The 16,509-nt window shown below is 71.5% G+C and carries 16 protein-coding genes; 7 read left to right on the top strand and 9 right to left on the bottom strand.

Features of this window, described 5'->3' with window-relative positions; genetic code table 11:
- Positions 1-30: 30 nt before the first annotated feature.
- The 3 genes from AC4IJH_RS00835 to AC4IJH_RS00825 form a co-directional block, all read right to left on the bottom strand.
- A complete protein-coding gene (locus AC4IJH_RS00835) occupies positions 31-2,952 on the bottom strand; it encodes an AfsR/SARP family transcriptional regulator (RefSeq protein WP_490849457.1) in 2,922 nt (973 codons plus the stop codon).
- Between the two features lie 377 nt (positions 2,953-3,329).
- A complete protein-coding gene (locus tag AC4IJH_RS00830) occupies positions 3,330-4,238 on the bottom strand; it encodes a PDR/VanB family oxidoreductase (protein ID WP_490849456.1) in 909 nt (302 codons plus the stop codon).
- A gap of 31 nt (positions 4,239-4,269) precedes the next feature.
- Positions 4,270-4,899 (bottom strand): MSMEG_1061 family FMN-dependent PPOX-type flavoprotein, encoded by a 630-nt coding sequence (locus AC4IJH_RS00825; protein ID WP_490849455.1) that lies wholly within the window; start codon positions 4,897-4,899, stop codon positions 4,270-4,272.
- A gap of 134 nt (positions 4,900-5,033) precedes the next feature.
- Here AC4IJH_RS00825 and AC4IJH_RS00820 point away from each other — a divergent pair, with 134 nt between their 5' ends.
- Both AC4IJH_RS00820 and AC4IJH_RS00815 read left to right on the top strand, forming a co-directional pair.
- Positions 5,034-5,675 (top strand): TetR/AcrR family transcriptional regulator, encoded by a 642-nt coding sequence (locus AC4IJH_RS00820; RefSeq protein ID WP_490849454.1) that lies wholly within the window; start codon positions 5,034-5,036, stop codon positions 5,673-5,675.
- Between the two features lie 96 nt (positions 5,676-5,771).
- Positions 5,772-6,104, top strand: coding sequence for an SCO0607 family lipoprotein (locus AC4IJH_RS00815; protein ID WP_490849453.1), 333 nt, complete (start codon positions 5,772-5,774; stop codon positions 6,102-6,104).
- A 58-nt stretch (positions 6,105-6,162) separates the two neighbouring features.
- On the opposite strand, the gene AC4IJH_RS00810 is transcribed toward AC4IJH_RS00815, so the two are convergent.
- The 3 genes from AC4IJH_RS00810 to AC4IJH_RS00800 form a co-directional block, all read right to left on the bottom strand.
- Positions 6,163-6,927 (bottom strand): GAF and ANTAR domain-containing protein, encoded by a 765-nt coding sequence (locus AC4IJH_RS00810; protein WP_490849452.1) that lies wholly within the window; start codon positions 6,925-6,927, stop codon positions 6,163-6,165.
- 227 nt (positions 6,928-7,154) lie between these two features.
- Positions 7,155-7,526, bottom strand: coding sequence for an STAS domain-containing protein (locus AC4IJH_RS00805; RefSeq protein WP_490849451.1), 372 nt, complete (start codon positions 7,524-7,526; stop codon positions 7,155-7,157).
- Positions 7,527-7,861: 335 nt separating this feature from the next.
- Positions 7,862-8,935: an NsdA family TPR-like regulatory protein gene (locus AC4IJH_RS00800; RefSeq protein WP_490849450.1), complete on the bottom strand. Its 1,074-nt coding sequence runs from the start codon at positions 8,933-8,935 to the stop codon at positions 7,862-7,864.
- 428 nt (positions 8,936-9,363) lie between these two features.
- Between AC4IJH_RS00800 and AC4IJH_RS00795 the strand changes: the two genes are divergently transcribed.
- Both AC4IJH_RS00795 and AC4IJH_RS00790 read left to right on the top strand, forming a co-directional pair.
- Entirely contained in the window at positions 9,364-9,840 is a 477-nt protein-coding gene (locus tag AC4IJH_RS00795; RefSeq protein WP_490849449.1) for a hypothetical protein, read from the top strand.
- A 297-nt stretch (positions 9,841-10,137) separates the two neighbouring features.
- Positions 10,138-10,605: a hypothetical protein gene (locus tag AC4IJH_RS00790; RefSeq protein WP_490849448.1), complete on the top strand. Its 468-nt coding sequence runs from the start codon at positions 10,138-10,140 to the stop codon at positions 10,603-10,605.
- 75 nt (positions 10,606-10,680) lie between these two features.
- Here the strand turns inward: AC4IJH_RS00790 and AC4IJH_RS00785 are convergent, their stop codons facing one another.
- Positions 10,681-11,220 carry an MFS transporter gene (locus AC4IJH_RS00785; RefSeq protein WP_490849447.1) on the bottom strand — a complete coding sequence of 180 codons (540 nt, stop codon included), beginning with the start codon at positions 11,218-11,220 and terminating at the stop codon, positions 10,681-10,683.
- A 20-nt stretch (positions 11,221-11,240) separates the two neighbouring features.
- On the opposite strand from AC4IJH_RS00785, the gene AC4IJH_RS00780 reads away from it, so the two are divergent.
- Positions 11,241-11,591, top strand: coding sequence for an MmyB family transcriptional regulator (locus AC4IJH_RS00780; RefSeq protein WP_490849446.1), 351 nt, complete (start codon positions 11,241-11,243; stop codon positions 11,589-11,591).
- Here the strand turns inward: AC4IJH_RS00780 and AC4IJH_RS00775 are convergent.
- On the bottom strand, positions 11,579-12,982 hold the full coding sequence (locus AC4IJH_RS00775; protein ID WP_490849445.1) for a threonine/serine exporter family protein: 1,404 nt from the start codon (positions 12,980-12,982) through the stop codon (positions 11,579-11,581). The two genes, AC4IJH_RS00780 and AC4IJH_RS00775, sit on opposite strands and share 13 nt — an antisense overlap.
- Positions 12,983-13,539: 557 nt before the next feature.
- Here AC4IJH_RS00775 and AC4IJH_RS00770 point away from each other — a divergent pair.
- Together AC4IJH_RS00770 and AC4IJH_RS00765 are read left to right on the top strand one after the other, a co-directional pair.
- Positions 13,540-13,773 (top strand): hypothetical protein, encoded by a 234-nt coding sequence (locus AC4IJH_RS00770; protein WP_490849444.1) that lies wholly within the window; start codon positions 13,540-13,542, stop codon positions 13,771-13,773.
- Positions 13,774-14,293: 520 nt separating this feature from the next.
- Complete coding sequence (locus AC4IJH_RS00765) at positions 14,294-14,944, top strand: LuxR C-terminal-related transcriptional regulator (protein ID WP_490849443.1); 651 nt, start codon at positions 14,294-14,296, stop codon at positions 14,942-14,944.
- Positions 14,945-15,004: 60 nt separating this feature from the next.
- Here AC4IJH_RS00765 and AC4IJH_RS00760 read toward each other — a convergent pair whose 3' ends face one another.
- Positions 15,005-16,420, bottom strand: a complete 1,416-nt coding sequence (locus AC4IJH_RS00760) for a KamA family radical SAM protein (protein WP_490849442.1) — start codon at positions 16,418-16,420, stop codon at positions 15,005-15,007.
- Positions 16,421-16,509: the final 89 nt, after the last annotated feature.

Below are 16,509 nucleotides of genomic sequence, written 5' to 3'. Positions count from 1 at the left end.
CGTGTACGCCGACGGCCCGCCAGGTCGCTGTTACGGTCCGACGGGGCTGAGCCGTTCGGACATGGCCTGTGCTTCGGCCAGGCGTGCCTGGCCGGGGTCGTGTTGTCCGAGGTCGAGCAGGGCGTGGCCGAGGACGGTCAATGCCTTGGCGCGGCGGCGTTCCAGGCCGATCTTCTCTGCGATGTCCAGCGCCTGTTCGGCTGCCTCCACCGCCTGGTCGGGGCGTCCGGTGGCGCGGCAGGACTCGGCCAGGCTCACCAGCGCGTCCGGCATCCGGTCCCAGGCCTCCAGCGCCTGCAGGATGGCCAGGGATTCGCGGTAGCCGTCGCATGCCTGGTCGAACATGCCCAGTCCGTGCAGCGACGTCGCCCTGACGTAGGTCATGTGGACCTGGCCGACGAAGTCCCCCAGTTCCTGGAATGCCGCCAGGCTCCGTTCGGCCCTGGACCGCGCCGACTCCAGTCGGCCGATGGAGACATCGGCCAGTGCCGCCATGCCTTCGACGAACGCGTGCGAGGACGGGTTGTCGAGTTCGGCGGCCCGCGCGACGGCCTCGTCGCACCAGGCCACGACCTCCGCGTCGCTGTGGTGACGGATGCTGGACAGGGCGAGCGCGGTGAGCGCGGGGGCCAGCAGGGTCGTCTGCCCGGTCTGCCGGCACAGCTCGATCACCCGGTCGGCCGCCGCCCGGGCCTGCTCGGGGCGCGGCATCTCGCGCAGCGCCCACAGCAGCGTGTAGCGGGCGTGTGCCTCGCTGTGCGGCAGGCCCGCCGCGCGTGCGGCCTCGGCGACGCGTTCGGCCAGTTCGCACAGCTCCGGCACCGCCATGCCCAGGTCGAGCAGTTGGATCAGCACCAGTGTCAGGTCCGCGACGACGACTATCGGGCCGTCGGGGTCCTGGGATGCCTGCCCGGCCACCGCCAGTACGGCGGTGATCTCCTGCCTGACCCAGCGCAGGCCCTCGGCCGGGCCGTCGAACCCCGGCTCGGCAACCCCTGGCGCCACCAGGTCGGGGAAGGGGTAGCCGGGCCTGATGACCCGGTACAGGCTGGCCGTTGTGGCCAGGTAATGCCGCAGCAGCCGCTCCAGGGCGGCTTGTTCGGCGGCCAGGCCGTCCTCCTCCCGGGCCAGTTGACGCGCGAAGATCCGCAGCAGGTCGTGGTAGTGGTAGCGACCGGGGTGTGAGCAGGTCAGCAGGCCCAGGGTGGTCAGCGACTCGGCCAGCCGTTCGGCCTCCCGTTCCGGGAGCTCCAGCAGCGCGGCGGCGGCCTCCGTCGAGACGCCTGGGCCATCGGGCAGGGCCAGCAGCCGGAACGCGCGTGCGGCCTCGGGGTCGAGTTGGTCGTAGCTGAGCCGGAACGACGCGGCGACGGCCAGGTCGCCGGTCACCAGCTCGGCCAGGCGGCGGCGTTCGGAGGCCAGTCGGGCGACCATGTGCGACAGCCGCCAGGCCGGGCGGACGGCCAGCCGGGAGGCCGCGGTCCGTACGGCCAGCGGCAGGAACCCGCAGGCCGCCGCCATCTGGCGGGCCGCGTCGGGTTCGGCGGCCACGCGCTCCTGCCCGGCGATCGCGGCGACCAGTTCCACCGTCTCCTCGCACGCCAGCGGCTCCAGGTCCACCGCCCTGGACATCGGCATTCCCGTCAGGCCCGCCCGGCTGGTCACCAGTACAGCGCACGACGCGCTGCCGGGCAGCAGCGGCCCGACCTGGGCGGCGTCGCGGGCGTCGTCCAGCAGCACCAGCACCCGCAGGCCCGCCAGCCGCGACCGGAACAGGGCCGCCCGCTCCGTGGCCTCCCGGGGAATCGCGGCGTCGGCCACGCCCAGTGCGCTGAGGAAGGCGGCCAGGACCGCGGCGGGATCGGCGGGCACGCCGCTGGCCCCGGCCAGGTTGACGTACAGCTGTCCGTCGGGAAACCGGTCGCGCACCGCGTGGGCGGCGTGCACGGCGAGCGCGGACTTGCCCACGCCGCCCATGCCCGAGACCCCCACCACCGGCATCGCCGGGCCGTCGGAGGTCAGATCGGCGCGCAGCTCCCGTACCAGCGTCTCCCGGCCGGTGAAGTCGGCGATGTCGGCGGGCAGTTGTGCCGGAGGGACGGAGGCGAAGCCGGAGCGCGCTCCTGGCGGGGCCGGCGCCGCCGTCGGCGCCAGCCCCGGGTCGCCCCGCAGCACTCCCTGATGGAGCTCGCACAGGCGCGGCCCCGGGCCGATCCCCAGTTCCTCGTCGAGAGCGCGGCGGGCGTCGGCGAATACCTCCAGGGCATCGGCCTGCCGTCCGCTGCGGTAGAGCGCCAGCATCAGCATTTCCCGCAACGGCTCCTGCAGCGGATACCGGTTGACCCACAGGGTCAGTTCACTGATGACACCGGCGTAGCGCCCCGCCTCCAACTCCGTCTCGAGCCACGCCTGTACGGCGGTCAGCCGCCGTTCGCCGAGCCGGGCCCGCTGCGCCTGTGCGTGCGGGCCCGGAAGCCCGGCCAGCGCGTCTGCCTTCCACAGCGCGCAGGCCTCCCGCAGCAGCCCGGCCGCACCGGCCGTGTCGCCCTCGGTACGGGCCCGGCCCGCCGCCGCGACCCGTTCCTCGAACTCCTCGACGTCCAGGCATCCCGCGGGCAGCCGCAGTGCGTAGCCGTTGCCCGCCGACACCAGCACCGCCGGGTGCGCCCGGTCGGCTTCCAGTACGCGCCGCAGCCGCGAGGCGTAGGTGCGCAGCATCGGTACGGCACGGGCCGGAGGGTTTTCCCACAGGGCGTCGACGAGTTCGTCGACCGAGACGGACCGGCCCGCGCGCAGCGCCAACACCGCGAGCATCGCCCGCTGTTGGGGAGCGCCGAGGTCCAGCTCGCTCTCCCCGCGCCAGGCGCGCAGGGGCCCGAGAACACGGATACGCAGCCGCCCCGCGCTGCCCGGGACGGACACGTCAAAGGACTCGCTGATGTTGATCACCATTGCGTGAGAGTGCGGTCGGGCCGGCTTCAGCAGCCGGCCGCCGGTTCGGGTCGTACAACGGCACGGCCGTCACGGCCGTAAGCCGCCTGCCAACGTATCACCGAGTCCGAACAGACAGACGAAGGCCGTTGTCGTTACGGGTGTCAAGGGAACGTCGTGGCGCGGATCCGCCTCGGGATCGGACGAAGGCCGCCCTGCTATGCGGCAGTTGTCCCCATGTGTACTCAAGCGTGTGCTTGAGTTCGGCGCGCCATGCGACCGGTAAGGGCAAAAGCCGCATTCAGCATCTGTGGCGGACCACCGGACATCGGGCCGCGCGGGTCGCCGGGTTGTCACCGGGTTGTCGCCACATCGCAGCAGGCTGTTCGCGGTGCCCTTCAGAGGTCGAGGACGAGCCGCGGGGACAGGGCCCGGGACACGCAGGCGTACATCCGGCCCTCGGGGGCGCCGATGTCGTCCCGGTGCTCGGGTGTGCCGTCCAGGACGGCGACTTCACAGCTGCCGCAGACACCTTCGCGGCACCCGGAGGGGAGGGGGTGCCCGGCGTGGGCGAGGGCGTCCAGCAGCGACTCGTCGGCCGGCACGGCGACGGTGTCCCCGGACCGGGCGCAGACCGCCTCGAACGCCGTGTCGGGGCCGAAGGTACGGGCCACCGGCTGGAACCGCTCGGCGTGCAGCCGCTCGGCGGGGAACGCCGCGTCGGCCGCCGCCAGCATGGCCGCGGGACCGCAGCAGTAGACCAGGGTGCCGGGCTCCAGTGCGGCCGCGAGGGCGTCGAGGTCCGGTCTGCCCTGCCCTTTGGTCTCCACGATCCGCACCCGGTCCCCGTAGGAGCGGCGCAGTTCGCCGGCGAAGGGCATGCTGTCCGCCGACGGCCCCACGTACAGCAGGGTCGCGGGAATTCCGGCGGCCACCGCCGCGCGCAGCATCGGCAGCAGGGGTGTGATCCCGATCCCGCCGGCGAGGAACAGGTACCGCGGTGCGGGGACGAGCGGGAAGTGGTTGCGGGGCAGGGAGACGTCAAGAGTGCGGCCCGGGCGCAGGAAGCGGTGGACGTACTCCGAGCCGCCCCGGCTGAGCGGGTCGTACCGAACGGCGACCTGGTAGGCGTCCCGGTCGGCGGGGTCCCCGCACAACGAGTACTGCCGGGTCAGCCAGTTGGGCAGGGAGAGGTCGATGTGGGCACCGGGGTCCCAGGGTGCCAGCTCCCCGGCGGTGGCGCGCAGGGTGAGGGCGGCGACGCCCTCGGCGATCCGGTCGATGTGCTCAACTACGGTCTGTTGCATCGGTTTTCCTCCTTCGGCCGGTGCGGCCTGGTCAGTAGAGCTTGCGGTAGGCGTCCTCCAGGGTCTGTTCGAACAGCCCCATGTCGACGTCGGCACCGAACTGCGCGGCCGCGATCTCACCGATCGGCGGCATCTCCTCGGCGAGTGCCTGGCTGGCGGGGTCCCACAGCCGGGAGCGGATCAGCGCCCGTCCGCAGTGGAAGTACGCCTCGGCCACCTCGACGACGATCGCCAGCTCCGGCTGCTTGGCCTCGGTGCGCATCCGGACCAGCACATCGGGTTCGTCGGTGACATAGCCGCTGCCGTTGACGCGCAGGACCTCCCGCATGCCGGGGATCAGGAAGCACAGCCCGACGCCGTCGTTCTCGGCGAGGTTGCGGAAGGAGTCGGCGATCTTGTTGCCGGGGCGGTCGGGGAGGGCGAGGGTGTGCTCGTCGAGGACCTTCACGAAGCCCGGGTAGTCGCCGCGGGGCGAGCAGTCGGCGCGTCCGGCGGCGTCCGCCGTGGCCATCGTCAGGAACGGTGAGTGGGCGATGAAGCGGCGGACGTGGGCGTCGATCCGGTCCTTCACCTTCGCGCTGATGTCGTGCTCGGGCTGCCCGAGCCGTGCCAGTACCTCCTCCGGGGAGACCCGTCGAGGGCGCGTAGGGGCATGCGTCATGGCACCTTCCTCACATGGGCGACGGCACACGGCTGCGGGCACTCGGCTCCACATCGCCGCAGTTCATGGCACTATTGTGAGCAATTACTCAGTTCGTGCGCTACTCGCTTTCCCGGCCCCCAGCAGGAGGTGTCATGGCGTCCGACCGCCGCGGACTTCAGCCACGTAAACAGCCCCGTCAGGTCCGGGCCGAGCTGACCCGGCAGCGCATCCTCGACGCCGCTGCTCGCGTTTTCGCCGAGTACGGGTATGCGGCGGGGACCACCAACCGGATCGCGGAGCGGGCCCGGGTATCGATCGGGTCGCTGTACCAGTACTACCCGAACAAGGACGCGATCCTGGTCGAGCTGCTGACCCGGCATCTCGACGCCGGGATGGCCGCCGCCTCACTGGACCAGGAAGAAGGATTGCCGCAGTCCATCGAGGGCGTCATGCGCCTCTATGTGCACAGGGCGGTCGAGAACCATCGCGAGGACCCGCAGCTGCTCCGGGTGATGATCGAACAGGGGCCCCGCACCCCGGAGTTGCTGGAGCGGGTCGCCCAGAGCGAACTGAGGCGGATCGCCCACACCCGCAAGCTGCTCCGCAGCCATCCGGAGGTACGGGTCGCGGACGTCGACGTCGCCGCCCGGCTCGTCGTCTCCACGGTGGAAATGGTGGTGCACAAGGTGCTGGCGGGGCCCGGCCAGGTCGACATCGCGCGGTTCGAGGACGAACTCGTCACCCTGCTCACCCGCTATCTGACGGGCAACCCGGCCGCGGCACCCGGGGACTGACGCCCAGTCCGCCCGCACGAGAGCGCCGCTGCCCGGCACTGCTGCTCGCCGCGTTGTTGTATGGGGAGCAGACCGCACCACCGAGAGGAGACCCACGTGACCCTCGACGTCAGCCGCCTCCGTCCCGCTTCCCTGCGCCGGGCCCGCTCCGCCGTGGCCGCCGCCCTCACGGGAGCGGTCGCGCTCATCACCCTCACCGGCTGTTCCGGTGTCTCCCTCCGGGACAACATCTGCAGCGACGGCGAGTACCCCGTCATGACCATCGGGGCCACCGGCCGAGCGTGCGTGAAGGACGGCGCGAAGATGCCGGAAGGCTATACGCGCTTCCCCGAGGGCAAGGTGCCGCAGAAGGTCGACGACAAGTGGGATGTGTACTGGCGCACGCACACCCTCGACAAGCAGGGCACCATCGTCGACGCGCCGGAGTGATCTGCCGCCCCGCTCCGGCGCGTACCCGCCCTCCTGTTCCGCCGCTCACTCGGCGCCTTCAGGGGTCGGGCGGGCGGCATTCCCGGTGGTCGTCGGGGCGGGGGAAGGGGCCGGTCTCGGCGGGCTCGTAGATGATCTGGAGGGCCAGATCGGCCAGTCGCCGGCGGTGCGCACGGGCATGCCGCCGCATCCGGTCGAAGGCGTCCTCCGGGGCGAGGTTCAGACGTTCGGTGAGGACGCCCTTGGCCTGCTCGATGACGACCCGGTTGCCCAGCGTTCCTTCCAGCCGGGAGATGTACTCGCGCAGGCCGCGCAGGGTCTGCTGGTGGGCCAGTCCGAGGGCGGCGGCGTCCGCCAGGGCCTGGCAGGCCCGGATGCCGGCCGGGCCGACGCTGCGGTGCTGGTGGAAGAGATTGAGGGCACCGAAGGTCCGGTCGCGGTAGCGGAGGGGCAGAGCGGTGATCGCGGTGAAGCCCTCGGCCAGCGCGCAGGGGGTGAAGTGCGGCCAGCGGGCACGGCAGTGCGGATGCGGCAGGGGAAGGTCGGCGAGGAGTCTGCCGCTGCGCCAGGCATCGCGGCACGGGCCTTCCCCGTACTCGACCTGGAGGTGTTCGAGCCGGTCGGCGACTTCGTCGGAGGCGATCACCTCCTGGCCCTGCTCGCTGACGTCCAGGAGAACACCGACGGCCTCGATGCCGGGCAGCCGCAGGCTGTGGTCGGTCAGCTGGCGCAGGAGACCGACGGTGTCGCCGTCGTGGGCTTCGATGTCGGCGAGGCCGAGCAGCGCCGGGATCAGCAAGGAAGGGGATAAGGGGTCGGGCATACGAACTCGCCTCTTCGGCACGGCCGTTCGGCGGCCGTCGCGGTCTTCCTGACACCCTCCGGCTGCCCCGGATGCGGCCGCCCAAGACCGTGGCTTGGTGCGAAGACTCCGGTTGGCGCCCCCGGCGCGCCTCCCCGCACCGTCGTACGGGAGCGCCTGTCCGTACCCGTAAGGCGGCCTTGGTCTCCCTCCCGGTGTGCCGACAACACCGCCCGGCAGCCGGTCTGTCACAACGGCGGGAGGTGGCCCGTCCCTGGGGCGGAGGGCAGGCGCCCCCGCAATCCCGTACGGTCCAGGGCGCTGCGGACCGGCGGGCTTTCGGCGGCGAGCGTCAGCCCGCCGCCGGCGGACCGAAGAGCGCTGTGGACGCCGAGCAGGGCGTAGAGGACGGCCGTATCGCACCGGGTGACCGAGGACAGGTCCAGGGCCAGGTGGCACCTGCTGCCGGCCATGACTTCGACGACGGCGTCACGCAACGTGGGGGCGGTCCCCGGGTCCAGTTCTCCGCGCAGGCGCAGCACCGCATGGCGCTCGTCCGCAGTGGGCACCGCCTCGATCGCCAGGCGGGACTGCGTCTCGTCGGTACCGTCCCCACACATGGGTCAAGTTGTCGCGCAACACCTGAGGTGACGTCAAGCGAACGGCCTCGCGCAGCACCGTTCGGCTGTCGCGGCTCGGCGCCGCGGTGGCGGGTCAGCGCTGCGGGCGTCGTGATGGCGCCGCGCCAGAGGAGTTGACCGCTCGCGCACTGCGCGTCGGCGATCTGCGCCGCCAGATGAGGGTGGGGCATGGCGTCCCCCAGGGTCTCCTCCGCCGATGTGGACCAAGCGCGCCTCGGCAGCCCCGGACCCACCGTGCACGGCCGGCCGGTCAGCACGACTGTGCCCGCCCTCAAGTGGGCGAGCACATACAGGAGTTAACCGTCCAGGCGATTTCAGGCGCGTCGGTATGCGTCGCGTCCCGCGGCCTGGGACGCCGAGGAACCGGCGCACCGGACACGTTCCAGAACGGATGCGGCAGCTGCCTGCTTGCGGTGCGTGCCGAGCAGGCGAACGAGCCCGCGCAGGGACGAACGTGCCCTGCCGGACCCCAGCACCGGATAGTGGTCGAGGAACTTATGCCAGTGGCCGCACGCCTCCTCCAGGCGCCCGGACTCCAGCAGGACCTCGGCGAGCCGGGCCTGGGTGAGAGCGTAGGGGCACCGCTGCGCCGGGGCCCGGTGGCCCGCGGCCTCCTTCAGTGCCGCGATCGTCATCCTCCGGCACCCCAGCGCGTGCAGGGTCTCCGCGCGCTGGTAAGCCATCCCTGCCCGGGGGTAGGCCGTGAACGGGCCGAGCGGTCCCGTCTCCTTGCGGTGCTCCTCTTCCGCCGCGTCGAGGTCGGCGAAGGCGCCCCGTACGTTTCCGCCGCTGGCATAGGAACGGGCACGTTGCACCAGCACGAAGGCCCGTGTGGACGGAGCGCTGGCCGTCCCCGCGGCAGTGACGGCCGCTTCGGCCAGCTCCGTGGCGTAGCGCGGCTGCCCGGACTGGAGGGCCTGGGCGCTCATGGCGCGCAGGGTGATCGCGTACTGGCTCCGGCTGCGCCCTTCGCGCGCCAGGGCCAGGGCTACGTCGTAGTAGTGCTGGGCCTGCCGCTCCCGTCCCGCGTCCGCGGTCATGGTGGCGAGAACGTGCACCAGCTGCGCGCAGGCGAGGAGAATCGGGGGGCGTGACGCGACGCTGGTCTCGTTCAGCAGCCGGTGCGCGTCGTTGGCGACATAGTGCACCAGGCCCCGGTAGGCCTGTTCGCCGCCGTATGTCTGGTGGATTCCGTGATAGACGCTGGCCGTCTCGGTAAGCGCCCTGGGGTCGGCGGCGGGCGCGCCCGTACGCGCTGCCGAATGCCCCGAAGGGATGCCGAACAGCCCCAGGGGAAGCGGCGCTATACCCAGATACGCCAGTTGCCTCAGGAATTTCCTTCGGGCCGGGTCGATGTCGGCGTGCCACAGCATGCTCCGACAGCGCATGGAATCCCCTCCTCGATGCCGAGCCGAGATGCACACGGAGCGCCGGGGCGAGAAGAGCGCCGCGCCCCGGCAGTGATGATGTGAGAACTGCAGTGGCAAAACCAAGGGCGACGCAACGGCGCACAGCGGTGGCAAGTGCCAACTGGGCTTGGTGGATGGGTTGTTCACGTCAGCTTAGCCCCGGGCCCAGGGGCTCGCACAGTCCCCCATGGTGTTCAACGCGTGCACGCATTACCCCGCCGATACGGGTACCGCCGGGCCGTGGTTCGCGGCTTCCTGGAAGTACCGCCCAGCCCGTCCGCCGACGCGGCGCGGGCGCCTCCAGCAAGCCCCCGACCAAGCCCCCCACCAAGCCGGCACACCAAGAGAGCACGGCCGCAGGCCGCGTGAGCCGCACCCGCTCCGCACAGCACGAAGGGATCCCGGTCATGCCACGCCCCCCAGTCCACTCGCTCGCGGCACGCCCGCCCGATATCCCCCTGGCGGACGGCGAGCTCCTGGTCGCCACGGAAATCCGCCGCTCCGGCCTCCCCGACTCCCGTTGCTCAGCAGCCCCGTTGCTCGCGGCTTCCCTTGAACGGGCGGACCTGACGGTGCGCCGGGCACCCGTCACGGTGCTGCCTCGGCGCGCGGAAGGGACACTGCCGCTCGCCGCCGCCTGGCGCGAGGACAGCGAAGCGCGCCGCTTCGCCCAGCGCGGGGACACCGTCGTGCTCATCGGCCACGCCGGGCACGAGGAGATCGAGGGGACGCTCGGCGAAGCCCCCGGCTCCATGATCCTGGTGGCGAACGCCGACGAGGCGGCCACCGTGGACGTACCGGATACGGCCCGGCTCTCCCGCCTCACCCAGACCACCCTCTCCTCGCCGGCTTCGGACTCGACGAGCAGCCACACAAGCCGCTGATCAAGCAGGCGCGAAACCACGGCACTACGGCACCTCGGCACTACGCCACCAGCAGCGGCATCAGATGACACGAACTCGTCGACCGGCACCGCGGGCTCAGACCGCACCGTCCACCGACCCCAACTCATCAGGCACGCCGACCTGTGCCCCACACAGGCCCGGTGCCCCACAGCACCGGACCGCCGCACCGCCTCGCGGCCCGACCCCGTACGGAGCAGCCGTATGTCCCTTCGCCTCGCCCGGTCCCGACCGCCGCGGTCTTCGCACGCAGCGGCTTCACCCGCCTTCTCGTGCCGCGTGCTGGAGGCCTGCGCACAGCTCGACGGCATACACCATGTGGACCTCCAGCGCCTGGCCTACCGCCTGTACGTACAGATCAGCGACGCCGCCGACGTACTGCGACTGCGCGCGGTCGGCCATGCGCTGATCGACCTGCGCCGCAGCGGGGAAACGCACTATGACGCGTACGCCCATGCCCAACGCACCGCGGCCGAGGCGTACTTCGCCGACCTCCCCGCCGCCACACGTGTCGCCCGGGCGAGCCTGGCGGTGGGCGAGCACATTCTGGTCACCGGAGAGCCACAGTGCGGACTCGTCCTGCAGCGCATCGTCATCCCGGATCCGTACGAAGGCTTCCCGGCCCCATGGTTCCTCGTCGCAGCGGACACCTTGCGCCGCTGCCGGGCCCACGGCGCCGACGAACTCGAACCGACGCCCGCCGCACCGTGCCGTCACCACGCTCCCGCCGGAAGGGATCTCGCATGACGGGGCGAGCCGGTCACCGGGGAAACAACTTCCTCGCCGAGTTTCTCCTCAAGCCGGTGGTGCGCGCCGTAGCCGCTACCTCGCTTGTCGGCGGGGGAGCGTGACGCACATCAGTGCGCCTGCGAGGTAGGCCCCGGCGACGACGAGGAGCGCGTGGCGCAAGTCGGTGGTGCCGGGCGTGGTGCCGAGGACGGTGCCCAGAACGGCGGCGCCCAGTGCGCCTCCGAACTGGCGGCTGGCGTTGAGCAGTGCGGAGGCCAGGCCCCGTTGGCCGGTTGGTGCGTTGCCGAGGACGGCTGTGGTCAGTGGGGCGGTGAAGAGCCCGCCGCCGGCGCCGATGACGATTCCGGGCAGCACGATCCAGGCGAGGCCGGGGTGGCTGGGGTAGACCATCATGCCGAGCGTGCCGAGGCCGGCGCAGGTCATGCCGGTGGTGGTGCACAGGCGCGCGCCGAACCGGCGCTGAATCGCCCCGTTGTACAGCGAGACCGCCATGCCCGCCGCGGCGAGGAGCAGGAGAGACAGCCCGATCGCGATCGGGTCGATCCGCTCGATGTCCTGAAGGTACAGCGAGAGGACGAAGATCAGGCCGTAGAGGCCGAAGTTGTACGCCATCCCGGCCAGGCTGCCAAAGCGTGGACCGTGAGGGCTATGCACGGGAGATCGTCAGAACCTTCCGCGGCCGCTCCCGCGAGCACTTCGAGGACCCCGCCACGGTGGAGATGTGCGCTGAACTCTCGCGCACCAGCGCCCTGTTCGCCCGGCTCTGGTCCGAACGCACCGTCCAGCACACCTGCCAGGACACCGTGCGCGTCGCCCACCCCGAGGCAGGCACGCTCACATTCGTACCCGTAGTTCTCCACGACGGCGTCCTCCCCGGGATCCGCACCAACGCCTTCTTGCCCTCGGACGAGGCGACGGAGCCGCCTTGGAGGGGCTGGGCCCAGCGGTGGAGATTGCCTCCTCGCAGGGCTCAGTCGGGTTGAGGGGTCGGTCGCAGGCGTCTGATGGTGCGCAGGAGTGCGTTGCCCACCAGGCTGCCGGCGACCGCGCCGACTCCGATGGCGGCGGTGGACAGCAGGCCGAGGAGCGCGGACTGGCCTGCGCCGTCGCGGCCCACGGAGAGCTGGGTGAGGCTTTCGTAGACCTGGAGGCTCGGGAGCAGGGCGCCCGCGGCGCCTGGTACGACGAGTACGGCCGGCGGTACGCGCAGGAGGGGGCTGCAGAGTGCGGCGCTGGTGCCCAGGGCGGCTGCCGCGCACAGGACTCCCACGGCCGGCGCGTCCGGGACGGCGTGCGACACGGCGGTGCTGACGGTCGCGGCGAGCAGTCCTGCGGCCAGCGCGATGGGCAGTTGGCGGCGGGTGCCGCCCATCGCGAAGCAGTTGCCCAGCGAGCCGACGGCCGCCATCACCAGGAAGCCCCACACGGGCAGCGCGGCGTGGTCGATATGCGGTGCGTACACGTCTGCCGTCGCCTCGTCGGCCAGTACGGCGACCAGGACGACTCCGGTGGCCATGCCCGCCAGTGCCAGCGCAACGTTCACGGCGCGTGTCGCGGCCATGAGGGAGAAGCCGGTGATGCCGTCCTGCGGCAGCGCGATCAGCGGGCCCAGGGGCAGCAGCACGACCAGGTTGGCCGCCATGACGGCCGTGCTGTACGAACCGATCAGATCGGAGCTCTGCAGGGCGATGCCCAGAGCGACGGTCAGGGCGGCCTGAGCGGCGAGGACGAAGAAGAACGGCATCGCGCCGCGCTGCAGCAGCCAGCCCGCGCGGTCGCAGATCATCAGGACGCCCACCGCCGTGGCGGCGGCCCCTGCCGAACCGCCCACCTGCACCGTCAGCGCGGCCGCGAGGATCCCGCCGCCGGCTGTGCGGACCCACCAGGGCCACGGCGGCGGCGTCGACTGGATGCGGCGCAGCGCCTCCGCGGCCTGCCGTACGTCGAGACGGCCCTCGACCACAGTTCCCACCAGGCGGTGCAGCGCTGCCATGCGGCGCAGGTCCCGGGGGTCCTCCACCGTGCGGGTGACCCGCATCATCGACGTCGGCTCGGTATGCGGGGGCGCGTACTGGAGGTGGATGGTCCGTGCGGTGATGTCGATGTCCAGGTGGTTCAGGCCCAGCGCGGTGGAGACCGCGATCACGGAGGATTCGATGTCCTGGGTGTCGAACCCGGACAGGAACAGTTCCTGCCCCAGCCTCAGCGCGAAGGCCATCACCCGGCAGGCGTCACGCTCGGACAGCGAGTCGGAGCTGGCCTCCACAGCACCGTCGTAGGCCGTGTGCTTGAGCCTGTCCAGGACCTCCGTGCCCTCCTCTTCGCCGTCCTTGCCCCGCCCTCGGCGTCGTTTGCGCCTGCCTCCCTCGGCCATGCCCTCTCCTCACCGTGCTCTTCGGGCCCGCACGAGCCCCGCACCAGCGTTGACCACACCACTGGCCAGGGAAGGCAGGAGGTGGTGCGTCGCGGGAAAACCACTGCTCTGGAGCACAGCTGGAGGTTCCGCCCCGCCACTGCTCTGGAGCACAGCTGAAGGTTTCCGCCCCGCCGATGGCCGCACGTCTCGGTGAGCCGCCGTGGTCCCCGCGCGATCGATGGCCGCCGGGAACCCGCCCTGCAACGGTCCGGCCCGCTGTTCCCGCCTCTGGCTGTGCTGCGCCGGAGTGGTTGTGCTGCGCCGCAGCGGGCCCGCCGGTACGCGGCCAGGCTCTCGCTGCGTACGACGGCTCGGCCTGGCGTGCCGGCGCGGTGTGCCATGGCCCGTCGTCGGGCTCGCGGTGGCCTGGCCTGCCGTCCACTGCCGGAAGGGGGTGAATGCGCCAACTTTTTTGGGTTGTCCGCATGTTCGTGGTGTCGCGTGCCAACGTGGGCGGGGAGTACGCAACGTTCGTCACGTCAGGAAACCGGGACCCCAGGAGACCGTCCGCTCGCTTGCGCATACCGGCTGATGGCACCCGGGACCCGCCGCCGCCCCCTGGCCCCAAGAACACCCGCACCTTTCAGAGCACCGCGACGCAGGCGTGCATCGACGACAGTTCGCTCGGTCTGCGTGGCGTCCCGTGCAACGGCACCGAGTACCAGAAGTGGAAGGCCGACGACACCAAGAGCGGCCCCCAGCGCCTGCGGAACGTGGCGACGCAGAGGTGCCTCTACGACGACGGCTAGGTACTGGACACCAGGAACTGCACCGCCTCACCGCAGCAACTGTGGATCATCCACCAGCACGGAGAGGGCGTGGTCTCCTTCGAGAGTCAGGCCACGAAGAAGTGCCTGGACGACGGCGAGTTCGGGCTGCGCACCATCCGCTGCGCCACCGCGACCAGCAACCAGCGCTGGCGCTGACGCGGCCCCGCGCGAGCAACGCCCCCTCCGGCCTCGTCGCTGTCCGTACCGCCTTCGCCATGACTCCGCCCGCGCCGTAAGCGGATAGTCGGCTTTTCGCGTCCGCACGGCTCTCGCGCCCCGGCCGTGAGCGCCGGAGCCCAACGGCGCTCCCCCGCATGGGCGCGCTCCATCAGCGGCGCCCACTTCGTCACGTACGTACCTGCCTGCGAGGCATGTACGCGAGGATGGGCGCAGGTGGACCGGCTTGCCTACTTGGCATTCGACGGAGGCGGCTAATGTGCTCGGTGCCAGGGCTCCATACGGCTTCGATCCTCCGCCGAGCATTCGCACCGTCCTTCTGATGGACGACGATCTCGCCCGGGAGGGCGTGCGCACGCTGCTCGCCAAGGAGCCCGGTGTCCGCCTCGTCGGTGAGGCGACCAGCGGCCCGGCCGCCGCCGCGGTCGTTCGCACTGCGCGGCCCGATGTGCTCGTGCTGGATCTGCGGATCGGACGCGGTCAAGGGGTCGATGTATTAAGGGAGTTGGTGCGGGCTCTGCCGCGGTCGGGGCTGCCGAGGGTCGTCGCCACCGAGGTGGGGGACGACCGGCAGCTCGCCGAGGTGATTCGCCTCGGTGCGTACGGATGTCTGCACAGTGGGTGCGCGGCCGCCGACCTGGTCCGTGCCGTGCGTACGGCGGCGGCGGGCCGCGCGTTTCTCACCCCCGATCTCACCACCTGTCTCTTCCGCCGGTTCTTTCTGCTGCCGAGGGCCACCGAGGACGATCCGCCGCAGGAGCTGCGCGCCCTGAGCGGCCGGGAGGTGGAGGTGCTGCGGCTGCTGGGCATCGGCTGCTCGAACCAGCAGATCGCCACCCGGCTGCAGGTGCGGGAGACGACGGTGAAGACCCATGTCTCCCGGCTGCTGGCCAAGCTCGGGCTGTCGGCGCGGCTGCAGGCGGCGCGGCTGGCCTGGCGGACCGGGCTGGTGCCGCCCGACGCGGACGTCTGAGGAGGAGCTGGTGAGTGCCGGAAGACGTCCGCGTCGCTCGGAAGCGGTGGTGGTCGTGTCTCAGGAGGTGGGGAGGGGGGCGTGTTCGGCCCACCAGGCGCGGCCCTCTTCCGGCAGCGTGTGCAGGGGGTCGTAGTAGGTGAAGGCGCTCCCCGCGCCGTCGCCCTCCTCCCCCGCGCCGCCCTCCGGGGCTCCGCGCCAGCCGCTGTTCCAGTACGAGATGCCGCGCACGCGGTCGTACTCGGCGACCTGGTGCACCCAGCGCTTGCCCGCGTACGGCACGTCGCAGACGATGCGCGGGGTGGCGAACCCCGGCAGGTAGCCGAGGATTCCCTCCTGGAGCAGCTGTGCGCCGGCCACCGAGGTGCGCCAGTGCTCGCTGAACGGGATCATGTCGCAGAGGTAGAAGTAGTACGGCATGATGTGCGCGCTGTCGAGCATGACGAAGCTCAGGTCCAGCAGTTGGTTCACCGAGTCGTTGACCCCGCGCATCAGCACGCCCTGGTTGCGGACGTCGCGCAGGCCGGCCTCCAGCAGCCGGCGGGAGGCCCTGGCCACGGCCGGGGTGATCTGCTGGGCCGCGTTGGCGTGGGTGTGCAGGGCCAGTTGGACGCCGTGCGCCCTGGCCTGCCGGGCCAGCCGCTCCACCCCCGCCACGACCGGCGCACAGGCCCAGTACTGCGGCAGCCCGACCAGTGCCTTGGAGGCCAGCCGGATGTCCTGGACCGAGGGGATGGCGATGAGGGCGGCGACGAATGCCTCCAGCCTGGGCCAGGGCAGGTTGGCCACGTCGCCGCCGGAGACCACCACGTCCCGTACCTCGGGGTGCCGGCGCAGATAGTCGAGCATGGCCAGGAGGCGGTCGGAGGGCGGGAGTTGGAAGGTCGCCTTGCGCACCTGCGAGGTGGAGGTGCCGACCAGGTCCATGCGGGTGCAGTGGCCGCAGTACTGGGGGCAGGTCGGTACCACTTCCGCCAGCACCTTGGTCGGATAGCGGTGGACCAGGCCCTCGACGGTGGACATCTCCCGTTCGTGCAGCGAGTCGCGGGCTGCGTACGGGTGGGAGGGCCAGTCAGCGCACCGGTCGGAGAAGACCGGGAGCATATAGCGGCGTACCGGGTCGGCGCGGAATGCGGCGGTGAGCGCCGCGCGGCCGGTGCGTTCGTGGTGCGGTGCGATGGTGTTGAGCATCTGAGGGGTGATCAGCATCGCCATGGTGGCGCGTTCCCGCTGATCGCGTGCGAGGTCCTCGAAGAATGTCTCGTCGAGCAGATCCCCGGTCACATCGCGCAGTTGGCGGATGGATTTCACGCAGTGGGCGCGCTGCCACTGCGGGGAATTCCACTGTGTCTCGGTCACCTCGCGCCAGCCGGGCAGGCGACGCCAGTCCGGCTCGGTGGGATCGACGTGGCGATAGGCATAGGGCTTGACGGGTCGTTGCCGCTGAACGCGGCAAGGGTGAAGTGTTGCTTCCATCCGTGTGCTCTCCCCCGTGAATACACCGGACGCGCCCTGCGGCGCGCTTCGGTGCGTGAGTGCCCCCACGCGTGCGGGGCAGCCTCGCC

The organism is Streptomyces sp. UF-297 (assembly GCF_058245575.1).
This window is presented reverse-complemented; position numbering and strand designations above follow the sequence as displayed.